The sequence below is a fragment of the Duganella sp. GW821-FHT07F09 genome (assembly GCF_059418705.1).
On sequence record NZ_JBWKQJ010000004.1, the window covers coordinates 339,928 to 361,382 of the forward strand.

Here is a 21,455-nt window from a genome sequence, read left to right on the forward strand (position 1 = left end):
TCCACAAGAAAATATTCATGAAAACTTTGCTGCGCTCCTCGCTCTTTCTTTCTTCGGTTTGCTTCTCCGCTTCCTTTGCGATTGCGGCGACGGCGGCGCCGGACCTGACGCTGCGCTACAAACAGCCGGCGCCCGATACGCCGCAAGGGTGGGAGCGCGAAGCGCTTCCGATCGGTAACGGCCGTATCGGCGCGATGATCTTCGGCCAGTTGGCGCGAGAGCGCATCCAGTTCAATGACATCACGCTGTGGACAGGCGACGACAAGGTGATGGGTTCCTACCAACCGTTCGGCGACGTGTATGTGAACCTGCCGGGACACGACCAGTCCACCACCGACTATTCGCGCCGGCTCGATATCGGCCAGAGCCTGCACAGCGTCAGCTACACGCACAAGGGCGTGAAGTTCAAGCGCGAAGCCTTCGCCAGCTATCCGGCGCAGGTGATCGCGGTGCGGCTGACCGCCGACAAACGCGGCCAGTACACCGGCTCGATCGAACTGACCGACATGCATGACGCGCAGATCAACGCGCTGGGCAACCGCATCGTCGCCACCGGATCGCTGCGCGGCAAGGGCGATGCATCGTCGAACGCGATGGACTACGCCAGCCAGGTGCAGGTGCAAAACGAGGGCGGCGCCATCGCCATCGACGGCAACAAGATCACCTTCACCGGCTGCGACGCCGTGACCTTGATACTCGGCGCCGGCACCAGCTATGTGCTCGATGCGGAGAAGAAGTTCCAGGGCGAGCACCCGCTGGCGCGGGTATCGGCCCAGGTGGGCGCGGCGACGCGTCCGTGGCCGGCGCTGCTGGCGGAACACCGCAAGGACTTCCAGACGCAGTTCAACCGCGTGAGCGTGGACTTCGGCGCGGCCACGGCGGCGCGGCGCGCGCTGCCGACCGATCAGCGCATCGAGACTTATACAAGCGAGGGCAGGGACCCGGAGCTGGAGGCGCAGTTCTTCCAGTATGGCCGCTACCTGCTGATCTCCAGCTCGCGCGGCTCGCTGCCGGCCAATCTGCAAGGGCTGTGGAACAACAACCCGAACCCGCCGTGGAGATCGGACTACCACACCAACATCAACGTCCAGATGAACTACTGGCCGGCGGAACCGGCCAACCTGTCTGAACACGCGCTGCCTTTCCTGAACTTCGTGCAGGGCGTGGCGCCGGTGTATCGCCAACTGATCGCCGACACGGCGGCCAAGGCGATCGCCGACCCTTCCTCCGTGGTGATGGCCGCGCCGGACCTGAGCGGCCAGGCGGTACAGAAGGAGGAAACCTTCGTCAGCGCCGCCGGCAAGCCGGTGCGCGGCTGGACCTTGCGCACCGAGTCCAATCCGTTCGGCGCCATGGGCTATATCTGGAACAAGACCGGCAACGCGTGGTATGCACAGCACTTCTGGGAACACTACGCCTACACGCAGGACAAGACGTACCTGCGCGATGTCGCGTATCCGGTGATGAAGGAGGCGGTCGCATTTTGGCAGGACTATCTGAAGGTGCTGCCCGACGGCCGCCTGGTCGCGCCGCTGGGATGGTCGCCGGAGCATGGACCGATCGAGGATGGCGTGACCTATGATCAGGCCATCATCTGGGACTTGTTCAACAATACCGTCGATGCGGCGGAGGTTTTGGGCGATACCGGGTTCCGCGATGAGATAGCGAGTTTGCGCGACAAGCTGGCCGCGCCGCGCGTCGGCAGCTGGGGCCAGCTGCTGGAGTGGATGGAGGAGAAGAAGAATGATCCGGTGCTGGACAAGCCGGGCGACACGCACCGTCATGTGTCGCATTTGTTCGGCGTGTTCCCGGGACGTCAGATCTCGCCGACCAGGACGCCTGAACTGGCCGCCGCCGCCCGCAAATCGCTGGAGAGCCGTGGCGACGCCGGCACCGGCTGGTCGATGGCGTGGAAGACGGCCTACTGGGCACGCCTGCTCGACGGCGACCACGCGTACAAGATGTTGCGCGGGCAGTTGGCGAAACCCGGCGCGCGCGCCGCCCAGCAGAGCGGCCAGGGCACGGAATCGAACAACGCCGGCGGTACTTACGCCAATATGTTCGATGCGCATCCGCCGTTCCAGATCGACGGTAACTTCGGCGCCACCGCCGCGATCTGCGAAATGCTGCTGCAGTCGCAGACGGGCGAGCTGCATTTGCTGCCGGCGCTGCCGTCGGCTTGGCCCACCGGCTCGATCAAGGGCTTGCGCGCGCGCGGCGGCTACGAGGTTGATCTGGCATGGAAGAACGGCAAGCTGGCCTCGGCCACGATACGCCGCACGGCGGGCGAGGGCGCCGGCAAGGTACGCTACGGCGACAAGGTCGTACCGCTCAACCTCAAGGTCGGGGAGAGCAAACGTCTGGGAGAAAAACTATGATGCGACAGGTCCTTGGAACGCTGCTGCTGGCATTGAGCGGACTGGCTTTTGCGGAAGGTACGCAAGTAAGGTATTTGAGCGGTACCGACAAGGACCATCGTGTCGACTGGGAGTTCATGGTCAACGGTGGACGCAATAGCGGAACATGGAAGACCATACCGGTGCCGTCGAACTGGGAGATGGAGGGCTTCGGCACCTACCGCTACTTCAACGACTGGGAAAAAGACCCGGCGCCCGACACCACCGGTATCTACCGCCATAAGTTCGAGGTGCCGGCCAACTGGCAGGGCAAGCAAATCGATATCGTGTTCGGCGCCTCGATGACCGATACGCTGGTGAAGATCAATGGACAGCCTGCGGGCGCGGTGCACCAGGGGGGCTTCTACGAGTTCCGTTACGATATCTCGAAGTTGCTGAAACCGGGGCAGAGCAACCAGCTGGAGGTGACGGTCAACCGCTATTCTGCCAATAAATCGGTCAACCGCGCCGAGCGCAGCTCCGACTACTGGCTGTTCAGCGGGATTTACCGGCCGGTGTGGCTGGAAGCCAAACCGCTGGACAATATCGATCGCATCAGCCTCGATGCGCGCCATAACGGCGCTTTCAGTGCGGACGTTTTCCTCGCGGGCCAGCCGGATGGCAAAGTCGTAGCCCGCGTGACCACCCTGGATGGCAAGGCACTGGGCAAGGAGATGGCCGCGCAAGTCGTCAACGGCAAGGCGCAGCTGAAGGGGAATGTCGCCAAGGTGACGCCTTGGTCGGCGGAGAATCCGCAGCGTTACAAGGTCAATTTCCAGCTCGTCAGCGGCAAGAAGGTGGTGCATGAGGTGAGCAAGACCATCGGCTTCCGCACCATCGAACTGCGCCCGCGCGATGGCGTGTATGTCAATGGCTACAAGGTGCGCTTCAAGGGATCGAACCGGCACACGATCTGGCCGACCTCGGGCCGCGCCAGCAGCAAGGCGCTGAGCTACCAGGACGCGAAGCTGATGAAGGAGATGAACATGAACGCGGTGCGGATGTCCCACTATCCGCCGGACCCGCATTTCCTCGACGTGGCCGATGAAGTGGGCCTGTACGTGATCGACGAGTTGACCGGCTGGCAGAAATTCTACGACACCGATGTATCGACTCCGCTGGTAAGGGAACTGGTGACGCGCGATCAGCACCACCCGTCGATCGTCTTCTGGGCCAACGGTAACGAGGGCGGCTTCAATCACGATCTGGACAAGCTGTATCCGCAGTGGGATACGCAGAAGCGTCCCGTCATCCATCCATGGGCGAATTTCGGCGGCATCGATACCGCCCACTATCCGACCTACAACTGCTGCGCGGCGTCGCTGTTCCATGGGCGTGATGTCTTCATGCCGACCGAGTTCCTGCATGGGCTGTACGATGGCGGCGCCGGTGCGAGCCTGGACGACTGGTGGAAGGATATGCTGTCCAATCCGCTCAGCGCCGGGGGCTTTATCTGGGCGTTCGCCGACGAGGGTATCGTCCGCGATGACAAGAATGGCGCCATCGACGTCGCCGGCAATCTGGCGCCGGACGGCATCGTCGGTCCTTACCGCGAAAAAGAGGGCAGCTTCTTCGCCGTGAAGAAGATCTGGACGCCGGTATATCTGCCGTTGTCGGAGATGGCCTTCCTGCCGCCTAGCTTCGACGGCAAGATCACGCTGGAGAACCGTTACGATATCGGCAATCTGAATCAGGTGAAGTTGAGTTGGCAGTTGGTGAAGTTCGGCAGCGAGGCGGGCCACAAGGTCGTTGCGAAGGGCAGCGCCAAGGCGCCGGATGTTGCCGCCGGCATGCGCGGCACCACCAGCATCGCCTTGCCGGCCGACTGGGCGCGGCAGGATGCGTTGTACTTCACGGCGACGGACCGCGATGGCCGCGAGATCTACACATGGTCGTGGATGATCGCCAGCGCGCAGCAGGTTGCGCAGCGGATGCAGCCGGCGGGGGTGGCGCCAGGTGCGGCCACGGCGATCGAAGCGGACGACGGCTTCCAGTTGCAGGCTGGCGCGCTGAATGCCGTTATCGACAAGAGCACCGGCTATCTGCGTTCGCTGAAGAAGGGCGATGTGGTGGTGCCGTTGACGAACGGCCCGCGTCTGGTGGCGGGGACGGCTACTTTGAAGAGCATCGCCGCACGACGCGACGGCAACGACGTGGTGGTGCAGGCGGAATACACGGGGAACCTGCGCAAGGTGAACTGGCGCCTCAATGCGGCGGGCACGTTGAGCGTGAACTACGCGTATGGCATGGAGGGCGGCAAGCCCGCCGATGCGCTGGGCGTGACCTTCGACTATCCGGATGCGCAGGTGCAGTCGATGCGTTGGCTGGGACGCGGTCCTTATCGCGTATGGAAGAACCGCACGCAGGGTGTGGAGTTCGATGTGTGGCAGAAGGATTACAACGACACCATCACCGGCTTGTCGTGGAATTATCCGGAGTTCAAAGGCTTCCACGACAAGGTGTATTGGGCGGAGCTGGCAACGAGGAATTTGCCGATCAGATTCGTCAACCATAGCGACGATATCGCTTTGCGGGTGTTCACGCCGAGGGAGGCCAGTGGCGAGGGCTTTGAGCCGAAAGGCACGCATATCGATTTCCCGCCGGGTGATATCTCGTTCCTGAACGCGATTCTGCCGATCGGGACCAAGTTCAATCCGCCGCACGAACTGGGACCGTCGGCGCAGCGGGGGCGCACGCCCAACCTGGGGGCGTGGTTCGAGAATACGATCGATATCGTAATCGGGGACCGTTAAACGATGCGATATCGGACCGTAGGGCGGATTAGCGTAGCGTAATCCGCCATGAGCCGCCGACGGAGCTTGGCGGATTACGGCGTTCCGCCTAATCCGCCCTACGTGTCTCCCAGGTGAATTTTACGTCGCTACAGGGTTTTGGCCAGCCAACTGGCGGTGATGTCGATCACCCGCTTTGCCGCCGGACTGTTGGCCTCGAAAACGTTGAAGACGTGATCCGCGCCATCGATCATCTCCGCCTGCGCCGGTTTGCCCGGCGCGATCCTGATCAAGTCAAAATCGCGCTGCGGCAGATAATCCTTGCTGCCCCGGACCGTCAAAAACGCGCCCCGGTATCCAGCCAGCGCCTTGTCCAGATCCACACCCTTGAAGCTCTCGTAGAATTCCCGTTTGGTGGTGATGGTCTTCCAGCCCGGGATCACCTCCGAGGCGACGCCATCCCGCACCGCCTTCCGCGGCGTCGGCTTCGACATGAAGTACTTATACAAATCGCCGCTGGGCGTCGACCACACCACCATGCTGCGGAACCATTCCGGGTGCTTGCTGCCCACCACCATCGCGGTGGCGCCGCCCAAACTCCACCCCAGCACCGCGCTGTGCGCGATCTTGACGCCGGCCTGCTTCTGCAGGAAGGCGTACGCCGCTTCGGTGTCCGCGACCCGCGTGTCGAGCGTCGAATCGATGTCGCTGCGCATGCGCCCACCCTCGCCACGGAAATTAATCCGCAACGAGGCGATCCCCATTTCCGCCAGCCGCGTGGACATGCGCTTGCTCAGGTCTCCGGCGCCATTCAGGTCGTCGGCGAAACCGTGCAGCATCAGCACCGTGCGTCCGTCCCAGGCGCCATCGGGCGTGACCCATTCTCCGGTGACCTCCGGCGCCACGGCCACCGGCTTGACGGCGGCATGCGACAGGGCGGTAATGCCGCTAAACGCCAGGGCCAGCAAGCCGCGTTGAATGAGCGAGGGGACGCCGCGCGATGGGAGATTGGTTTGCATGTCAGCCTTGGGTCAGGTCTTCACCGCGCAGGAAGGCGGCAATGGTGGGGTTGATCGCGTTGCCGTGGGTGATCGGTCCCATATGGCCGCCGCGCGTTTGCAGCGCGCGGGCGTTGGGCAGCGCGGCCGCCAGTTGCGCGGCCAGCGATCGCGTCGAGGCGGGACTGTGCTGGCCGGACAGCACCAGCGCCGGCATCGTCAGCACGGCCAGATCGGCCAGGGAGACCGGCTCGCCCAGCAGCGCCTGGAAGTCCAGCTTGACCTTGGCGATCTGCGCGACCATCTTGTCCTGGGCCGATGCCGGCGCGGCGTCGAACGCGCCCGGACGGTTCCAGTAGTCGATGAAGATGCGGGTGGCGTCACGCTCCGTGGCGCATGCCATGATGCCGCCGACGACGGTGACGATCTCCACCCGCGCCGCGTCCCGCTCCGGCAATAGGTGGAAGGCGACCGGCTCGAACAATGTCAACGTGCTCACGCGCTGCGGCATGCGGCGCGCCAGGTGCAGCGTGGCGACACCGCCGAACGAATGGCCGACCAGGTGGAAAGTTTCGTCTGGCGCAAGTTGCGCGGCGATGGCCTCGGCGATGGCGTCCGCTTCGTGGGCCAGCGTATGGGTGTATGCTTCGCCCTGGCCGGCGCCCGGCGGATAGGGCGCGGCGCCGTAGCCAAGCAAATCAACTGGGATGCAGCGGAAATCGGGCGTGAGCTGGTCGACAAGTGTCGCCCATTGGGCCTTGGAACTCATGGAGCTGTGCAGCAGGACGATGGCCGGTTTCATAGAGGGCGGGAGAGCGAAACGAAGCGCCGATTATACCGGTTCGCCCCCTTGCCTTGAGAAACCGGCGGCCCGCCCGCATTTAAAGTTTGCCACGGGAAAATGTATTTGTACGCTGGCGTACAGCGGAGAGTCAAGACGAGGGTAAAGTAGAGGGATGGACAATTCAAAAAAAGTCGCCGGTCTGGCCGGCATCGTCAGCGTGTTGTGGATGGGGTTGACCGCCGCCGTCGCGGCCAACCAGAAACGCCTGCTGTTTAACCCTCTCGGCAGCCGCCGCGAGGTGCTCAAGCCTTACAGCACCGGCCACCGCACGCGCCCCATCGTGGTTCGCGCGAAGGACGGCACCCGTCTGTCCGGATGGCTGATGACGCCCCTGGTGGCGGGACAGACGCCGGGCGTGGTTTATTTCGGCGGCCGCTCCGAGGAGGTCTCGTGGGTGGCGCGCGACGCCGGCAAGCTGTTTCCCGGCATGGCGGTGCTGGCGGTGAATTATCGCGGCTACGGCGATTCGCACGGCGATCCGGCCGAGGCCCACTTCGTCGAGGATGGCCGCATGCTGTTCGACTGGCTCAGCGAGCGCCATCACGTCGATCCGGCGCGCATCGCCGTCGTTGGCCGCAGCCTCGGTTCCGGCGTGGCGGTGCAGGTGGCGATGGAGCGCGAGGCCAGCGCCATTGTGCTGATCACGCCCTACGATTCGATCCTGGCGATCGCCAAGCGAAAATTCAGGACGCTGCCGGTGGAGTATGTGCTGCGGCATAAATTCGAGTCGGTGAAGTACGCGCATCAGCTGAAGGCGCCTACCTATGTGCTGCGGGCGGCTTTCGACGATGTGGTGCCCCATTCGCATACCGATCTGCTGGTGCAAAAACTCGGCACCTTGCATGCGGACGAAATCGTGCCCGATTCCGACCACATGAACATTCCGTATCTGGAGGCGACGCAGCAGCGCATCGCCACCTTCCTGGCGAGCCGCTTCAGCGGCCAATTGCCGCAACCGGTCCAGCCGGACCCACCCGGCCAGCCGGTCACCGTCCAGTTGTGATCAGGCGGCGTGGCGCTGCGCGGCCGTCGTGCCGCGCGCCGTCAGCTGCTTGTGCACCCGGCGTAGTCCCATCCACACGGCCAGGATCACCACCGGGACCGCGACGCCTTGCAGGATGTCCGGATTGACCGGCAGGCCGCCGGCCTTCATCGCCTTGCCGGCGTAACCGATCAATCCCAGCGTGTAGTACGAAATCGCCACCGCCGACAGGCCCTCGACCGCCTGTTGCAGCCGCAGTTGCTGGGCCGCGCGCGCGTCCAGCGATTGCAGGATCTTGCGGTTCTGGCGTTCCTGTTCGATGCCGACGCGGGTGCGCAGCAGGTCGTTGCTGCGGGCGATACGCTTGGCCAGCGCTTCCTGCCGCTGCGAGACCGAGGTGCAGGTGTGGATCGCCGGCGCCAGCCTGCGGCCCATGAATTCTGCCAGCGTCGGAATGCCGGTCATGCGCACTTCGCGCAGCTCGTGGATGCGCGCCTGCACCAGGCTGAAATACGCCTGCGAGGCGGCGAAGCGGTAGCTGTTGTTGACCGATAGTTTTTCCAGCCGCGCCGCCAGGCTGGTGATACGGTGCAGCAGGTTCTGTTCCTCGTGCGCGTCGGGGCCGCGCGCGTCCAGCGACTGCGGCATGTCGGCCTGCACCAGCGTCGCGGTCAGGTCGGCCAGCTCGTTTTCGATGCCGTTCAACAGCGGCTGCGAAGCTTCGGCGTGCGGCAGGCCGAGCAGGGCCATCATGCGGTAGTTTTCGATCTCCAGCAGGCGCCCGACCAGGCGGCCGGCCTGGAATTCGCGCAGGCCCAGATCGCGCACGATGAAGCGGCTGAAGCCGTCGGGCTGGATCAGGAAATCGGTCCAGACCTCGGCGCCGCTGCCTACGCTGCTGCCGACCATCGATTTACCTTGAAACAGTTCGGCGATGGCTTGCTCGTCGGCGCCGGCGCTGTCGCCGTTGCGCAGCACGACATGCGAGGCGACGATGATTTTCCCGGCCAGGCCGGCCAGCCATTCCTGCGGCACGTGCTGCAGCGGCATGCTGTCGAACGCCGTGCGGAAGTCCAGTCCCGGCTCGCCGCGCTCGACGAAGGTGTAGGTGGCGAACTCGGTGTGGCATTCCCACTTCAGGCGAAAACGCCCGAAGTCATGGAAGAAGTAGCGCGCCTGCGGATGCGGGCCGGCCACGCCGTAGTGGGTGCACAGCTGCTGCAAAATCTGGTGCTGCGTGCCGCGATGGTATTTTTGGGAGGGCTGATCCTGCTGCACGTAGAGCGCGAAATGGGTCAGGCTTTCCGGTGCCTGCAATTGCAGGAAGGGGCGTGAGTGGATCTCCGCCGACAGCGGCACCCGCATCGGGTGGTTCAATTTGGCGAAATCGGCGGTGGCGCGGTAAGCGAGGGACATGACCTTCTCCGGTGGATCGATATTATTAGTTGTAGAAAAGCCGGATTGTTGCAGTGCAGTATAAGCCAGGCGCGGCGCGGCCACAACCGCGCAGTGCGCATGTCGGTTATGCGTATCGGCGATGTCACCCAAGATGTTACCGGGGAAAACGCTTCCGGGTGATCACTTTTTTGAGGATTGCGATGCTAAGTCGGCGGCGCGTGGGCGGCCAGCGCGTTGGCCGTCGGCTCGCCCTGCATGAAGGCGATCAGGTTGGCGAAGGTGACGGCGGCGATTTCGCGCATCGCTTCGATGGTGAAGAAACCCTGGTGGCCGGTGACCAGCACATTCGGGAACGTCATCAGCCGCTGGAAGACGTCGTCGTCGATGATGTCGCTCGAATGGTCGTGGAAAAACAGGTCGCTTTCCTGCTCGTAGACGTCGATCGCCAGCGCGCCCAAGTGCTTGGACTTGAGCGCGGCGATGACGGCCATCGTGTCGATCAGCGCGCCGCGCGAGGTGTTGACCAGCATCGCGCCGGGCTTCATCAGCGCCAGGCTGGCGGCGTTGATCATGTGGCGCGTGGCGTCCACCAGCGGGCAATGCAGGGAGACGATGTCCGATTGCGCCAGCAACTGTTCCAGCGTGACGCGGGCGGCGATGGCGCCCAGTTGCAGCTGCAACTGCGGCGCCGGATCGCTGACCAGCACCGTGCAGCCGATGCCCTTGAAGATACGGGCGGCGGCGGTGCCGATCTGGCCGGCGCCGACGATGCCGACGGTCTTGCCGTGCAGGGTCATGCCGAGCAGGCCGTCGAGCGCGAAATTGCCCTCGCGGACGCGCGCGTAGGCGCGGTGCGTGCGGCGGTTGAGCGTCATCACCAGCGCCAGCGCGTGTTCGGCCACCGCTTCCGGCGCGTAGGTGGGTACGCGCGCCATGAACATGCCGAGCCGCTCGCCGGCCTGTACGTCGACGTTGTTAAAGCCGGCGCAGCGCAGCAGCACGGCGCGCACGCCCAGCGCATGCAGGGCTTCCAGCACCTCCGCATCGAGGATGTCGTTGACGAAGACGCAGACCACGGCGCAGCCGTGCGCCAGCGGCACCGTGTCGATGGTCAGGCGGTTGGCGAAGTAGACGGCGTCGATCGGCGACGCCGGCGTGGCTTCCACCGCTTCAAGCCGGGCCTCGTCGAGGAAGCGGCGGTCGTAGGGCTGGGCGCTGTAGACGGCGATTTTCATGGACTTGTCGGTTCCAGGTCGGGTACCCACAGCAGCAGGTCGGTGACGCCGATGTCGACGCCCGCCTGGGTCAGCAAGGTGCTGGCCTGACCCCGGTGGTGGGTCTGGTGATTGAAAAAGTGCGCCAGCACGCTGCCGAAGTGCTTGCGGTAGACGTCCCCCTTGGTGCTGCGGTACTCGAAGCTGTGCGCCAGGTCGGCGGCGGCGAGCTGCGGCACCCAGGCGCTGATGATAGCGTCCAGTTGTTCCCGGTGGCGGCGCAGGGTGGGAAGGTCGTCGCTGAAGCTGTGCGACAGCCCGCCGGGCTGCGGCATCCCGCCCATCGCGGACAGCGCCGGGAAATTGGCCGGGTGCGCGGCGAAGCGTTTGAGCCAGATGGTGTCGCCCGCCAGCAGGTGGTTCATGGTGCCGGCGATGGAGCCGAAGAAGGCTTTGCGGTCCGCCGTCAGTTCGCCCGGCGGCAGTTTGGCCGCCGCCGCGTAGAGGTTGCGGTTCATGTCGGCGTTATACCGCGCCAGCAGGACGAAATGTTCGGGCGTGCTCATATGCTCATTCCGCGGCAATCGCGTCGGGATTCGACTGCAGGAAGATGGCATCGTTCACCTTGGACAGCATCTGCGCGCGTTCGAAGTCGCCCATGGACTGGCCGCCGTCTTGCGGGTCCAGCGTCGGCAACAGGTCGCGCGTCATCGCTTTGCCGGATGGCGTGGTGTGGTCGTCCTTCAGCTTGCCGAACATGTACTCCAGTACCCGCGTCGAGCGGCTGGCCTGCATCTCCAGCGAGGCCTTCACCAGCTTGCCCCGGTCGTATTCGATGCTGGTGGTGCTGCTGGCCGATTCGTCGATCATCATGTATTTGTAGTTCTGCGATTGCGGCTCCAGGTCCAGCGCCAAGGTGGCGGTTGGAGAGACCGGCGCGTGGTAGCGCGCCTTCAGGTGCGACTGTTGCTGCTGCGAGAGCGCGAGGTCCATTTGCGAGCGGCCGGAGATCCTGGTTTTTTGCGACAGCTCGTAGGCGAAGCTGTCCTTCTCGGTGGACTTGGCGGGATTGGACGCCACCTCGGTTTGGGTGACGGAGGCGGTGAAGTCGGCCAAGCCGGTGGTGGTCGCGCGATCGCGGTCGGTGAGCAGCATGTCGCGCGGCGCCACCGGCGGCGTGCCGTAGTCGCTGTTCATATCGACCAGCGCGTCCTTGAACATGGTGAGCATGGCGGCGTTGCCCTGGCCGCGCATGCCGGCCTGGTCGACCTGCTGTAGGTAGCGGTTAAGCGCCTTGGCCTGCTGTTCCTTGTTGCCCCAGCTGGCGGGCTGGCTGAGGTCCACGCCGATTCTGGCCACGCCATCCGGACCGCTAAAACTCACCGTGCGCTTGCCGCTGTCGGCATGGAATTCAAGCCGCTGCGTTTCCTTGGGATTGAGCTTGATCTCGCCCTTCAGATCGACCGATGACAGGACCGCGCTGTCGAACTGCGTCAGGCCGGCCAGGTCGACGCGTGGCGGATCTTCTGTCAGGCCATCGACCGCTTTCTGGAAGGCTTCCGACAGCTTGCCCAGCGCTTTGCGTTCCACTTCGTTGAGTTTGCCGCTGCTTTTGGCTTCGACGGCGATGCTGTTGTCGCCGGCGTCCAGCGACAGTTCGACCGTGACGCCGCTGCGGGTGGTGATGGTCAGCCCGATGCGGTTGTCGCCCATGCCGTGCTGCGACACCTGCGACGGCGATACCAGCATGTCGTAGGTATCAGCTTGCACGCCGGTGGGGGCCTGCTGGATCGATTGCGAGAAATCCTCGCCGTCGTAGGCGATCTGTTTCAGCAGCTCGCCGCCGAGGCCCTTGAGGCGTCCCGCCGGCGGCTGATCGGCGAAATTCCGCGCCATCATCGTGCTGGAGGTGCTGCGGGTGCGGTTCTCCCAGACCACCGCCCTGGGCTGCTGCGCATCCTGGCCGCCGCTGAGCGATACGGTGGTCGACGCGCCACCATTGCGGGTGCCGGAGGCCGGGCCGCTGGCGGTCGGGGATGTTGAGCGGGAGGCGGATGCGGTAACGCCAGCCGCCGCATTAGCGGCCGTGTCCCGGTTGAATGGAGTGATGGTGGTCATGAACCCATTATAGAACGGTTCCCCGGCGTTGGACACCGGGGAAGACCGGGCCTCAAACTAGTGCAATCGCACCGGCGGCAGGATTTTTGCGCGCAGCCAGTCCACCAGCGTTTGCGCCGCCATGCGCAAGCCGCCGTGCAGCTGCAACAGGTGTTTTTGGTACATCAGCGCATACAGCAAACTGGCCGCGGCGCCGCCGACGCGGATGCTTTTGCCGGTGAGGGCGCCGGTCAGCACGCCGACCGCCGCCTGCGGTCCGAGCGAGACCAGCGAACCGTAGTCGTGGTAGCGAAACTCCGGCCGTGGCCCGTCGTCGCGGCGCGACAGCAGCTCGGCCAGGAACATCGCCTGCTGGTGCGCGACCTGCGCGCGCGGCGGCGCGGCGCCCTTGATCGGGCAGACGTAGCTGGCGCAGTCGCCGAAGGCGTAGATGCGGCTGTCGCAGGCGGCACGCAGGCTGGAGTCGACCACGATCTGGCGGATGTGGTTGAGCGTCAGGCCAAGCGTCGCGCATAGTTCCGGCGCTTCGACGCCGGCGGCCCACAAGGTCAGGTCGGCGCGATGGGCCGCGCCGGTGGTGTCGATCACCGCGTTGTCGGTGACGTGGGCGACGGCGGTCGCGGTGCGCACGTCGATGCCGAGCGAACGCAGATGGTTGGCCGCGCGCTGCGATTGCAGCGGGTGCAGGTGCGGCAGCAGGTTCTCGCCGCGCTCGATGACGGTGATGCGGATGTCGCGCTCCGGATCGAGCGTGTGCACGCGGTAGTCGGCCAGCGCGCGGGCGCTGTTGCTCAGCTCCGCCGCCAGTTCGACGCCGGTGGCGCCGCCGCCGACGATGACGACGTTGAGTTGTTCCTTGCGCTCGCCGGCGCGGATGCAGCCGTCGACGAAGCGGCGGCGGAAGGCTTCGGCGTCGGCCACGCTGTCGAGGCTCATCGCGTGGCGGGCGGCGCCCGGGACGCTGTAGAAGTTGGTGACCGCGCCGAGGGCCAGCACCAGCTTGTCGTAGCCGATGGTGCGGCAGACGCCGTCGTCCTGCCGGCCGCCGCGCGGGGTGAGGGTGATGGTTTGGTGGGCGCGGTCCACGCACAGCACTTCGCCTTGCAGGAATTCGAAGTCGTGGTCCAGGGCTTGCGCGGTGAAGGCCAGTTCCGTGACCTGCGGGTCGCATTTTCCGGAGGCGACGGTGTGCAGCAGCGGCTTCCAGAAGTGGCCCGGCGAGCGGTCCACCAGCAGGATGCGGGCGCGCTTGCTGGCGCCCAGTGTGTCTCCAAGACGGGTGGCGAGTTCCAGTCCGCCCGCACCTCCCCCTACGATGACGATCGTTTCCATTTTTTTCTCCAGGTTGGTGAGTCGATTGGTGACCGTGGCGGAGCGTGGCCGATTACGGCGTTCCGCCTCTTAAGGCCTACCGGCTAGGTAGGCCGCCTCTTCGATGGGCCCCCGGGGCGGATTGGCGGGCCTCGCCCGCTAATCCGCCCTACGTGCCTCCGTGGTCATGCTGCTTGCTGCTGGTCTTGCTGCTGGTCGGGGGTGTAGGGACTGGAGCGCAGTTCGTTCAGCGCTTCGAAGGTGATGAATTGGCGCGGGCGGACCACGTCGGCGCCGTACGGGGCGACCGAGACCGTCCACAGGCCGGCTTCCTCCGCCGCGCGCAGGCTTGGCACGGCCGTGTCGATGGCGATGGCGTCGCCCGGGCTCACGCCCATCGCGTGCAGCGCCTTGGCGTAGGGGCCGGTGCCGGACGGGCCGTCGAAACCGGCGCCGCCGGTGACGACCGTGAACACGCTGTTGACATGCGCGCCGAAGCTGCTGGCCAGCAGCGCAGAGGTGGCCGGCGCCGGCAAGTCGGTCAGGATGCAGATCTTGCAGCCGGCGGCGATGGCGTCGTCGATCAGCGTGAGCGCGGCCGGCAGCGCCACCGGCGGAGCGTCGACGATCGCCTGGTGGAACTGGCGGTGCTTGTCGGCGTACAGCTCGGCCGCGCGGCCTCGGTCTTTGCTGCGGCCGAACAGTTCGCGGGTGATGACGGTGCCGATGGAGCGGGCATAGCCGTGGGTGGCGGCGGCCGCGCGCAGGGCGGGCGCGGTCCAGCGTATCGACAGGCCGGCGTTGGCGAAGGCCGCGTTGCAGGCCGCCAGGTGCAGCGCTTCGGTGTCGAACAGTACGCCGTCGAGGCCAAGGAAGATCACGTCTATGCTCATATCGTTCCCTCAAAATTTGATCTATCGCATTGACGTAAATATAACGGTAGAATCTACAAAAGAAAAATTAAAGATATTCGATAGTTGATAAGGGAGAGCTTATGTATCACGCCAGTTTCCGCCAGCTGCAATCGCTGGTGTTGGTGGCCCGCCACGAGAGCGTGTCGCGCGCGGCCGAGGCGATGCACGTCACGCAGCCGGCCGTCTCGCTGCAACTGCGCACGCTGGAGGACATCGCCGGCATCGCGCTCACGCGCAAGGTGGGGCGCAACATCCAGCTGACCGCCGCCGGCGAGGTCATGGCCACCTTTTCGGAACGCATCCTGCGACTGCTCGAACAGGCCGGCGACGAGCTGGCGGCGCTGCAGGGCGTCACCAGCGGTACCTTGCGCATCGGCGCCGTCACCACCGCCGAGCATTTGCTGCCGCCGATGCTGGTGCCGTTCACGATCAAGCGGCCGGACGTGCGCCTCAAACTACAGGTGGGGAACCGCTCGGAGATCGTCAACATGCTGGCGCGCCAGGAGATCGACCTGGCGATCATGGGCACGCCGCCGCGCGAACTGCGCACCAACGCGGCCAAGTTCGCGCGGCATCCGATGGCGTTTGTCGCCAGTCCCGCGCACCCGCTGATGAAGAAGAAAAAGATCACGCTCAACGACGTCATGGCCGCCAACCTGATGGTGCGCGAGCGCGGCTCCGGCACCCGCACGGCCGTCGAAAAGCTGCTGCGCGAGGCCGGGCACCCGGCGGAATTCGGCTCCGAGGTGTCGAGCAACGAGGCGATCAAGCGCATGGTATCGGCCGGACTGGGGCTGGGCTTCCTGTCGGTGCACGCCTGCGGGCTGGAGTTCGAGGCCGGCCTGCTGGCGATCCTGCCGATGCAGGAAAATCCGGTGGAGGCGGACTGGCACATCATGCACCTGAGCGGCCAGCCGATTCCGAAAGTGGCCGCGTCGTTCCAGGATTTCGTCATCGAGAACGGCCAGGACCTGGTGCGGCGGGAGCTGGAGAGTTTCTACAAGCTGTTGGGCGGCCAGCGCAAGCCGGCGCGGGCGGCGGCAAAGGCGAGGACGCCCAAGGTCGTATCGGCCAAGTGACCAATACACGTGGGTGCATAGTGTGTGTAACTGTACTGGTACGCGCCAGCACAGTTGCGTCTACAATAAAGCACTGATTCCCACCATCGATTGTCACTGGAAAATTTATGTCGCCCGAACTCTTGCTGCCTTTGTGCACCTTCGCCGCCGTCACGTCGATCACGCCGGGACCGAATAACGCGATGATCATGGCCTCGGGATTGAACTATGGGTTCAAGCGCTCGCTGCCGCATCTGTTCGGCATCACCTTCGGTTTCGCCTTTATGATCTTCGCCACCGGAATGGGCTTGCACGCGGTGTTTGTCCAGTTCCCGATGTTGCAGCTGATACTGAAGTATGTCGGCGCGATTTACTTGCTGTGGCTGGCGTGGAAGCTGGCCAACGCGGCGCCGATGAACGCCGAGCAGGCGGCGCGGTCCAAACCCATGGGGTTTGTCGGCGCGGCAGCGTTCCAATGGGTCAATCCCAAGGCCTGGGTCATGGCCATCAGCGCGATCACCACCTATCTGCCGCAGGGGTTCGGCGCCGTCGATGTGGCGCAGCTGGCGCTGGTGTTCAACGCGGTCGGCACGTTCGGCGTCGGCGCGTGGGCGATGTTCGGCGTGGCGATGCGCCGGCTGTTGCAGGATCCGCGCTCGGTGCGCATCTTTAACGTGGTGATGGCGCTGCTGTTGGTGGCCACGCTGTATCCGATTCTCGTGGGCTGATACCATGGCGGCTTGATTCGAATTTTGAGGAATGCCCATGTCTCGCCGTCTCGTTTCCTCCTTTGTCCGCGCCGCCTTGCTGGCCGCTTCCGTGCTCGCCGCCAATGCCGGTGCCGCCACCTTGCCATCGAACCTGATGTTGCCCGACCCTGTGTTGGCCGCGCGCGGCGTGGCGGAGCGCTGGGTGTTCAGCGTCAAGCTGGAATCGTTTGATTTGAAGGGCCTCGAGCCTTGCCGTCAGATCCTTGCCGAGCGTGGTTATGCGCCGGTGCTGTCGAAGACGGCCAGTTCCACCATGCCCGATCTGCATTTCAAGATCGAGGGTGCCAGGGAATATGCGCTGGCGAGCGAGGAGGCCGACGATACGTTGGCGGCGGTGGTGCGGGCCAAGTGCACGGGTACGCTGGCCTGGACGGTGACGTCGAAGCCGGTCCCGGCCGCGAGCGGCACGGCGCGGTAGGCTGATGCGATAACTAGTGCGGCAGCTTGAGGTGGTGCAAGGTGTCGCGGATCTGGTTCAGGTCGACCGGCTTCTGCGACTGCAACGCCTGCAGATAGCCGCGCGCGTAGCCGATGGTGTCGGCCGCGTCCGGATGCTGCTCGGCCATTTCCTGCAACAGCCGGTCGGCGATGATCAGGTCGTTGTGTTGACCGAGCTCGGACTGGATCGCCGCCAGCGTCTTCAAGTATTGGCGCGAGCCTTTCTGCCGGTACAGCGAGTGGAAAAACTCCAGCGCATAGCGGGCGCGCTTGGCGGCGATGCGGGTGCGGTGGATGGCGTCGGCGTCATCGTCGTCCATGCGGTTGGCGCGCTTGATCAATTGCTTGTGCAGCCGTTGCATCGTCGAGTGGACGAACTTCGGCAGCGGACTGTCGGGCACGTCCGTGGCGATGTGTTGCATCCATACGCCCATCGACAGCAATAGTTGCGTGTAACGGGGCGACAACAGCGCCTTGGCGGCTGTTTTGCGGTAGCCGCGCGCGGCGGCCAGGGCCAGCGCTTGTAGTTCCCGCAGCCCGTTCTTGCCGCCGGGGTTGGACTGGATGCGCGGCAAGGTCGACATCAGCAGCACGTCGGCGTCGCGCGCGGCGCCCAGTTCCGCGCCTAGCCAGGCGATGTCGGCCGCCAGCGTTTCCGGACAGGGCGCGACGTTGTCGAACAGTTTTAGCGCCGAACGCAGGCGGCGCAGGCCGACGCGCATCTGGTGCAAGGTCTCGGGATCGTCGCCGTGGATGACGGCCTCCTCGTTGCGCTGGATGTGTTGCAGGCAGTTGTCGAGGATGGTCTTGAGCGCCTCGCCGACGGTGTTGTCCGGGTCCAGGCTCAGGGCCTGGGCGCGGTAGGGCGCGGTGCCGGTTTGGCGGCATAGCAGATAGCCCCGTTCGGCCTTGCTGATGTTGCTGAGCCGAAGGGGGATTTGCTTGTGCAGTTCCAGCGCGAAGGCGTACAGCGCGGCCGGTTCGCCTTCCTTGAGTTCCAGTTCGATCTCGTTGATGTCGATTTTGCGGCCGTGGCGCTCGATGTGGCCCTGGTCGAGCACCAGCTCGATCGAATTGCCTTCGATTTCCAGATCCCAGGTGTGACGCTCGACCTCCACCAGAAACAGCGGCTCCAGCCGTTCCTTCAGGTCCGGCAGGTCCAGCATGTCCCGCCACTGCGGATCGTTGCCGATCAGCTTGCGCAGGCGGCCCAGGCGCGGCCAGGCACGGTCCACCGGGCATTCCCACTCATTGCGGCTATGCAAGCCGCTTTGCACGCTGCCGCCGGCCTTCATTGTCTGTATCCATTCCTCGCCGACGTTGCGCACGCGCAGGCCGGCGCCGTGGTGCAGGAAATGCAGGTCCGGCGTATCGAAGTAGCGCGCAGTCATCTGTTGCGCGCGCGCGGGACCGCTGGCGTGGGCGGCGATCAGCGGGTGGCGCATCAGCGCCTCGTTGTCGGCGGGGGCGAGTAGTAGTTTGAGTTCGACTTCCATGGCGCCAGTGTAGATGAAAAATCCGGGCTGGCGGCGCACGGCTCTTCCGGGCTTGAGCGAGGTCGAGACTACCGCGAAATAGGCGGATTCCGCAGAACTTGTGCCCAGGCCGGGGTGGCTGCCCGCCAGAAGGCTTCGATCGTGTCGGCCTGGAAATCCATGCCGAGGAAGCGCGCGGCCGGCAGCAGCGCCTGTTGCAGCAGCAAGTCCGGCGGCGCGCCGTTGTCGAAGGCCAGGGCGCCGGTCTGCTTGGATAATTTTTCGCCCAGCTCGTTGACCACCACCGGCACGTGCAGGTAACGCGGCTGCGGCAGGCCGAGCGCCTGTTGCAGATAGATTTGACGCGGGGTCGAGTCGAGCAGGTCGGCGCCGCGCACGATGTCGGTCACGCCCTGGTCGCCGTCGTCGACCACCACCGCCAGTTGATAGGCCCAGAAGCCGTCGGCGCGCTTGATGACGAAGTCGCCCGCCTCGTCGGTCAGGTCCTGGCCGACGCGGCCGGCCCAGCGGTCGTCGAAGCCGATCACGCAGTGCGGCGATTGCGGCACTTTCAGGCGCAGCGCGCGGGCGCTCTTTCCGGGCGCCAGGCCGTGGCGACAGGTGCCGGGGTAGATCAGCGCCTGCGCCTGCCTGCCGGTCAGGCTCAGTTGCGAATCGGCGATTTCCTTGCGGGAGCAGCCGCAGGGGTAGATCAGGTCGCCGAGCCGCGCCAGTGCTTGCTCATACAGGCCGGTGCGGCGGCTTTGCCAGGTGACCTCGCCATCCCAGCGCATGCCGCAGCGTTCCAGCGAGGCCAGGATGTGCCGGTCGGCGCCGGGGACGTTGCGGTCGCCGTCGACGTCCTCGATGCGCACCAGCCACTGGCCGTTGTGTACTTTGGCGTCCAGATAACTGGCCATGGCCGCCACCAGCGAACCGATGTGCAGTGGGCCGGTGGGCGAGGGCGCGAAGCGGCCAATGTAGTTGTCAGCAGTAGCGATGCGGTCGGTCATGACGCCATTTTAACGCGGCGGACTATGCTGCGCTGCGCAATGGATGGCGTTCGGCGGCCTCGGCAAATGTCTTACAATGTGCGCGCGCTAAAGTTAGCCGCATTCTTTAGCCGCCTTCATCATCCACGCCTTCAGGACATCATGCAAAAAATGACCCCATCCTTTGTTGCCTCCGCCTTGGCCATCAGCCTGGCGCTGGCTTTCCCCGCACACGCGGCCAGCGGCAAAACCGCTGCCGTGGTGCAGGAAGCCCCCCTGCGCGCGCACCTCGCGTTCCTGTCCAGCGATTTGCTGGAGGGCCGGGGCACCGGCCAGCGCGGTGCCGACCTGACCGTTTCCTATCTGGAAACGCAGTCGCTGGCGCTGGGCTTGAAACCCGGTAACGGCGACAGCTATCGCCAGGCGGTGCAGATCGCCGGCGTCAAAACGCTGCCGGCGGAAAGCACGCTGAAACTGGAAGCGGGCGGCCAGGCGCTGCCGATCAGCTTTGGCAAGGACTGGGTGTTCGCGCCGGGCGACGCGACCGCCGCGCACAGCTTCAACGCCGACCTGGTGTTCGTCGGCTACGGCATCACCGCGCAGGACGAGCAGTGGGACGATTTCAAGGGCGCCGACCTCAAAGGCAAGATCCTGGTCATGATGGTCAACGATCCGCAGCCGAGCGCCGAGCAGCCGAACCGTTTCAACGGCAAGGGCCTGACGTATTACGGCCGCTGGACCTACAAGTTCGAGGAAGCCAAGCGCCGGGGCGCCGCCGGCGTGCTGCTGATCCATACGACGCCGACCGCGTCGTACGGCTGGAGCGTGATCCAGAACAGCTGGTCCGGCGTGGAGCGCTTCCAGCTGGCGGCCGGCACCCTCGGTACCGAGCTGCAGGGCTGGATCACCGACGACACGGCGCGCACCTTGTTCAAGGCCGCCGGCCAGGATCTGGACGCGCTGCGCACCGCCGCCGAGCGCAAGGACTTCAAGCCGGTGCCGCTGGCCGCCAAACTGAGCGGCGAAATGAAGGCTGCCGTGCGCAAGGTCGAGCAGTTCAACGTTGCCGCCGTGGTGCCTGGCACCGATCCGAAGCTGAAGGATGAAGTCGTCATTTACAGCGCGCATTACGATCACCTGGGCAAGCAAGGCGACACCGGCGACACGATCTTCAACGGGGCGGTAGACAACGCTTCGGGCACGGCCGGCTTGCTGGCGATGGCGCAACAGGCGGTGCGCGCGCCGGCCAAGCGCAGCCAGATGTTCCTGTGGGTCGCCGCCGAAGAGCAGGGCCTGCTGGGCAGCGCCGCGTACGCGACGGCGCCGTTGTGGCCACTGGCGAAGACCGCCGCCAACCTGAACCTCGATAGTCTGAATTTCGTCGGCGCCACGCGCGACATCGGCACCCAGGGCAGCGAGCGCACCGAACTGGGCAAGATGGCCGAGGCCGCCGCCAAGGCCATGGGCATGCACATCGCCAAGGCTGAACCGGATCTGGCCGGCGGTTATTTCCGCAGCGACCACTTCAGTTTCGCCAAGCAGGGTGTGCCGGCGTTTTCGATCGACGGCGGCCGCGAATACATCAAGGATCCGGCCGGCTCCAAGCTGAAGGCGGACGCTTATGGCAAGCGCTACCACCAGGTCAGCGACGAATACGACGCCAACTGGGATCTGTCTGGCATGGTGCAGATGGCGCAGTACACGCTGAACCTGGGCCGCATGATCGCCGACAGCCCGAAGCTGCCTGAATGGAAGGCCGGCGACGCATTCGCCAAGCCGCGCAACGTCAAGTAAGCGCTGGATGTTTTACAGGGA

Annotated in this window: 17 protein-coding genes; 7 read left to right on the forward strand and 10 right to left on the reverse strand. The window is 65.0% G+C overall.

All coding sequences use genetic code 11. From position 1 onward, the window contains the following. Nucleotides 1-17 precede the first annotated feature (17 nt). Nucleotides 18-2,378: a glycoside hydrolase family 95 protein gene (locus AC07P1_RS12940; RefSeq protein WP_494696191.1), complete on the forward strand. Its 2,361-nt coding sequence runs from the start codon at nt 18-20 to the stop codon at nt 2,376-2,378. Further along, nucleotides 2,375-5,149, forward strand: a complete 2,775-nt coding sequence (locus AC07P1_RS12945) for a glycoside hydrolase family 2 TIM barrel-domain containing protein (protein ID WP_494696192.1) — start codon at nt 2,375-2,377, stop codon at nt 5,147-5,149. Before AC07P1_RS12940 ends, AC07P1_RS12945 begins: the two co-directional genes overlap by 4 nt. Nucleotides 5,150-5,277: 128 nt before the next feature. Here AC07P1_RS12945 and AC07P1_RS12950 read toward each other — a convergent pair whose 3' ends face one another. Both AC07P1_RS12950 and AC07P1_RS12955 read right to left on the reverse strand, forming a co-directional pair. Continuing rightward, nucleotides 5,278-6,147, reverse strand: coding sequence for an alpha/beta hydrolase family protein (locus AC07P1_RS12950; RefSeq protein WP_494696193.1), 870 nt, complete (start codon nt 6,145-6,147; stop codon nt 5,278-5,280). A 1-nt stretch (nt 6,148) separates the two neighbouring features. After that, nucleotides 6,149-6,928: an alpha/beta fold hydrolase gene (locus tag AC07P1_RS12955; protein ID WP_494696194.1), complete on the reverse strand. Its 780-nt coding sequence runs from the start codon at nt 6,926-6,928 to the stop codon at nt 6,149-6,151. A 154-nt stretch (nt 6,929-7,082) separates the two neighbouring features. Here AC07P1_RS12955 and AC07P1_RS12960 point away from each other — a divergent pair, with 154 nt between their 5' ends. Beyond that, complete coding sequence (locus tag AC07P1_RS12960; RefSeq protein ID WP_494696195.1) at nt 7,083-7,973, forward strand: alpha/beta hydrolase; 891 nt, start codon at nt 7,083-7,085, stop codon at nt 7,971-7,973. Here the strand turns inward: AC07P1_RS12960 and AC07P1_RS12965 are convergent, their stop codons facing one another. From AC07P1_RS12965 to AC07P1_RS12990, 6 genes are all read right to left on the reverse strand, one after another. Further along, on the reverse strand, nt 7,974-9,368 hold the full coding sequence (locus AC07P1_RS12965; protein WP_494696196.1) for a DUF3422 family protein: 1,395 nt from the start codon (nt 9,366-9,368) through the stop codon (nt 7,974-7,976). It abuts the gene before it with no gap. A gap of 185 nt (nt 9,369-9,553) precedes the next feature. Then, on the reverse strand, nt 9,554-10,585 hold the full coding sequence (locus tag AC07P1_RS12970; RefSeq protein WP_494696197.1) for a 2-hydroxyacid dehydrogenase: 1,032 nt from the start codon (nt 10,583-10,585) through the stop codon (nt 9,554-9,556). After that, on the reverse strand, nt 10,582-11,130 hold the full coding sequence (locus AC07P1_RS12975; RefSeq protein WP_494696198.1) for a DinB family protein: 549 nt from the start codon (nt 11,128-11,130) through the stop codon (nt 10,582-10,584). The genes AC07P1_RS12970 and AC07P1_RS12975 overlap by 4 nt, the downstream gene beginning before the upstream one ends. A 4-nt stretch (nt 11,131-11,134) precedes the next feature. Continuing rightward, nucleotides 11,135-12,682: a hypothetical protein gene (locus AC07P1_RS12980; RefSeq protein WP_494696199.1), complete on the reverse strand. Its 1,548-nt coding sequence runs from the start codon at nt 12,680-12,682 to the stop codon at nt 11,135-11,137. A 57-nt stretch (nt 12,683-12,739) separates the two neighbouring features. Further along, complete coding sequence (locus tag AC07P1_RS12985; RefSeq protein WP_494696200.1) at nt 12,740-14,014, reverse strand: NAD(P)/FAD-dependent oxidoreductase; 1,275 nt, start codon at nt 14,012-14,014, stop codon at nt 12,740-12,742. A gap of 164 nt (nt 14,015-14,178) precedes the next feature. Next, a complete protein-coding gene (locus AC07P1_RS12990) occupies nt 14,179-14,886 on the reverse strand; it encodes an HAD family hydrolase (RefSeq protein WP_494696201.1) in 708 nt (235 codons plus the stop codon). Between the two features lie 101 nt (nt 14,887-14,987). Here AC07P1_RS12990 and AC07P1_RS12995 point away from each other — a divergent pair, with 101 nt between their 5' ends. The 3 genes from AC07P1_RS12995 (at nt 14,988) to AC07P1_RS13005 (ending at nt 17,153) form a co-directional block, all read left to right on the forward strand. After that, entirely contained in the window at nt 14,988-15,986 is a 999-nt protein-coding gene (locus AC07P1_RS12995) for a LysR family transcriptional regulator (RefSeq protein ID WP_494696202.1), read from the forward strand. Between the two features lie 107 nt (nt 15,987-16,093). Further along, nucleotides 16,094-16,693: a LysE family translocator gene (locus AC07P1_RS13000; RefSeq protein ID WP_494696203.1), complete on the forward strand. Its 600-nt coding sequence runs from the start codon at nt 16,094-16,096 to the stop codon at nt 16,691-16,693. Between the two features lie 37 nt (nt 16,694-16,730). Then, entirely contained in the window at nt 16,731-17,153 is a 423-nt protein-coding gene (locus tag AC07P1_RS13005; RefSeq protein ID WP_494696204.1) for a hypothetical protein, read from the forward strand. A 13-nt stretch (nt 17,154-17,166) separates the two neighbouring features. On the opposite strand, the gene AC07P1_RS13010 is transcribed toward AC07P1_RS13005, so the two are convergent. Then, the gene (locus AC07P1_RS13010) at nt 17,167-18,708 is read right to left on the reverse strand and encodes a CYTH and CHAD domain-containing protein (protein WP_494696205.1); all 1,542 of its coding nucleotides are present in this window, start codon (nt 18,706-18,708) and stop codon (nt 17,167-17,169) included. Between the two features lie 29 nt (nt 18,709-18,737). Continuing rightward, nucleotides 18,738-19,661 carry a tRNA glutamyl-Q(34) synthetase GluQRS gene (gene gluQRS / locus AC07P1_RS13015; RefSeq protein WP_494696206.1) on the reverse strand — a complete coding sequence of 308 codons (924 nt, stop codon included), beginning with the start codon at nt 19,659-19,661 and terminating at the stop codon, nt 18,738-18,740. A gap of 141 nt (nt 19,662-19,802) precedes the next feature. Here gluQRS and AC07P1_RS13020 point away from each other — a divergent pair, with 141 nt between their 5' ends. Next, nucleotides 19,803-21,434, forward strand: coding sequence for a M28 family peptidase (locus tag AC07P1_RS13020; protein WP_494696207.1), 1,632 nt, complete (start codon nt 19,803-19,805; stop codon nt 21,432-21,434). The last annotated feature ends 21 nt before the right edge of the window (nt 21,435-21,455 follow it).

What these genes read in the sequence shown, in the direction of transcription:
- AC07P1_RS12985 (WP_494696200.1), bottom strand. Translation starts at nt 14,014, where the DNA reads ATGGAAACGATCGTCATCGTAGGGGGAGGTGCGGGCGGACTGGAACTC.
- AC07P1_RS12945 (WP_494696192.1), top strand. Translation starts at nt 2,375, where the DNA reads ATGATGCGACAGGTCCTTGGAACGCTGCTGCTGGCATTGAGCGGACTG.
- AC07P1_RS12940 (WP_494696191.1), top strand. Translation starts at nt 18, where the DNA reads ATGAAAACTTTGCTGCGCTCCTCGCTCTTTCTTTCTTCGGTTTGCTTC.
- AC07P1_RS12960 (WP_494696195.1), top strand. Translation starts at nt 7,083, where the DNA reads ATGGACAATTCAAAAAAAGTCGCCGGTCTGGCCGGCATCGTCAGCGTG.
- AC07P1_RS12970 (WP_494696197.1), bottom strand. Translation starts at nt 10,585, where the DNA reads ATGAAAATCGCCGTCTACAGCGCCCAGCCCTACGACCGCCGCTTCCTC.
- AC07P1_RS12955 (WP_494696194.1), bottom strand. Translation starts at nt 6,928, where the DNA reads ATGAAACCGGCCATCGTCCTGCTGCACAGCTCCATGAGTTCCAAGGCC.
- AC07P1_RS12950 (WP_494696193.1), bottom strand. Translation starts at nt 6,147, where the DNA reads ATGCAAACCAATCTCCCATCGCGCGGCGTCCCCTCGCTCATTCAACGC.
- AC07P1_RS12965 (WP_494696196.1), bottom strand. Translation starts at nt 9,368, where the DNA reads ATGTCCCTCGCTTACCGCGCCACCGCCGATTTCGCCAAATTGAACCAC.
- AC07P1_RS12980 (WP_494696199.1), bottom strand. Translation starts at nt 12,682, where the DNA reads ATGACCACCATCACTCCATTCAACCGGGACACGGCCGCTAATGCGGCG.
- AC07P1_RS13005 (WP_494696204.1), top strand. Translation starts at nt 16,731, where the DNA reads ATGTCTCGCCGTCTCGTTTCCTCCTTTGTCCGCGCCGCCTTGCTGGCC.
- gluQRS (WP_494696206.1), bottom strand. Translation starts at nt 19,661, where the DNA reads ATGACCGACCGCATCGCTACTGCTGACAACTACATTGGCCGCTTCGCG.
- AC07P1_RS12995 (WP_494696202.1), top strand. Translation starts at nt 14,988, where the DNA reads ATGTATCACGCCAGTTTCCGCCAGCTGCAATCGCTGGTGTTGGTGGCC.
- AC07P1_RS13000 (WP_494696203.1), top strand. Translation starts at nt 16,094, where the DNA reads ATGTCGCCCGAACTCTTGCTGCCTTTGTGCACCTTCGCCGCCGTCACG.
- AC07P1_RS12990 (WP_494696201.1), bottom strand. Translation starts at nt 14,886, where the DNA reads ATGAGCATAGACGTGATCTTCCTTGGCCTCGACGGCGTACTGTTCGAC.
- AC07P1_RS13020 (WP_494696207.1), top strand. Translation starts at nt 19,803, where the DNA reads ATGCAAAAAATGACCCCATCCTTTGTTGCCTCCGCCTTGGCCATCAGC.
- AC07P1_RS12975 (WP_494696198.1), bottom strand. Translation starts at nt 11,130, where the DNA reads ATGAGCACGCCCGAACATTTCGTCCTGCTGGCGCGGTATAACGCCGAC.